The organism is Pseudomonas emilianonis, from assembly GCF_023072625.1.
Lineage (GTDB): Bacteria > Pseudomonadota > Gammaproteobacteria > Pseudomonadales > Pseudomonadaceae > Aquipseudomonas > Aquipseudomonas paraveronii.
The window spans coordinates 1-1158 of record NZ_JAKNRV010000686.1 but is presented as its reverse complement, the minus strand read 5'-3'; the positions used below and the strand labels follow the sequence as shown (position 1 = coordinate 1158).

Here is a 1158-nt window from a genome sequence, read left to right as displayed (position 1 = left end):
ATGTCTCAAGTGCTGGTGATACTGTTTATCGTGGGCATGTCTGTCAGCGCTGTTTCGTGCTATTCGGCCTATCGTTACATGACGATGGTGTCCATGGGCCTGGTGCTGCTGCCGTGTACGGTGTGGCAGTCGATCAGCCCGGGGGTGACCCACGCGCCTTGCAGGTCATGCACCTGGGCGTAATCCGCCGTCGGCACTTCGCTGCGCGGGCCGATCCACTCAATGAACTGACCGGCGGTGACCATGGCGGCGTCCTCGATGATCGAGTAGTTGCCGTGCGCCATGGTTGCGATGTGGCAGTGTTGCCAAAGGGCTTTCATCCCAGACTCCTCGGGTTACAGGCTCGGCAGCAACTTGGCAGGCACCAGCTCGTTCAGACAGCGGCTCGCGAGCAGTTCGGTGGCGGCGATGATGTCCGGGGCGAAGAAGCGGTCCTTGTCGTAGAACGCCACTTTGCCGCGCAGAGTGGCGCGTGCTTTTTCCAGCTTCGGCGAGGTCTTCAGGCCTTCGCGCAGGTCCAGGCCCTGGCACGCCGCCAGCCATTCCACGGCCAGAATGCCGCGAACGTTTTCAGCCATTTCCCACAAGCGCTTGCCCGCAGCCGGAGCCATCGACACATGGTCTTCCTGGTTGGCCGAGGTCGGCAGGCTGTCGACGCTGTGGGGATGGGCGAGCGCCTTGTTTTCGCTGGCGAGTGCCGCAGCCGTGACCTGGGCGATCATGAAGCCGGAGTTCACCCCGCCATTGCCCACCAGGAACGGCGGCAGTTGCGACATGTGCTTATCCATCATCAACGAGATACGCCGCTCGCTCAGCGAGCCGATTTCAGCGATGGCCAGCGCCATGTTGTCGGCGGCCATGGCCACCGGCTCGGCGTGGAAGTTGCCGCCGGAGATCACGTCACCTTCGGCGGCGAATACCAGCGGGTTATCCGACACCGCGTTGGCCTCGATCACCAGCACCTCGGCGGCCTGGCGGAACTGGGTCAGGCAGGCGCCCATGACTTGTGGCTGGCAGCGCAGGGAGTAAGGGTCTTGCACCTTGTCGCAGTTCTGGTGCGACTGCGACACCTGGCTGCTTTCGCCCAGCAGGTCTCGGTACGCCGCCGCCGAATCGATCTGCCCACGCTGGCCGCGCGCGGCGTGAATGCGCGGATCG

General features: G+C 63.8%; 1 protein-coding gene and 2 pseudogenes. 1 reads left to right on the top strand and 2 read right to left on the bottom strand.

Features of this window, described 5'->3' with window-relative positions; all coding sequences use genetic code 11:
- Positions 1-141: pseudogene (locus L9Z73_RS30870) on the top strand (GGDEF domain-containing protein); the annotation flags it as partial.
- On the opposite strand, the pseudogene L9Z73_RS30865 reads toward L9Z73_RS30870, so the two are convergent.
- Positions 120-320, bottom strand: a pseudogene (locus L9Z73_RS30865) (imidazolonepropionase); the annotation flags it as partial. The pseudogenes L9Z73_RS30870 and L9Z73_RS30865 sit on opposite strands and share 22 nt — an antisense overlap.
- A 15-nt stretch (positions 321-335) precedes the next feature.
- On the bottom strand, positions 336-1158 hold an 823-nt coding region (locus L9Z73_RS30860; protein WP_247408762.1), incomplete at its 5' end, for an aromatic amino acid lyase.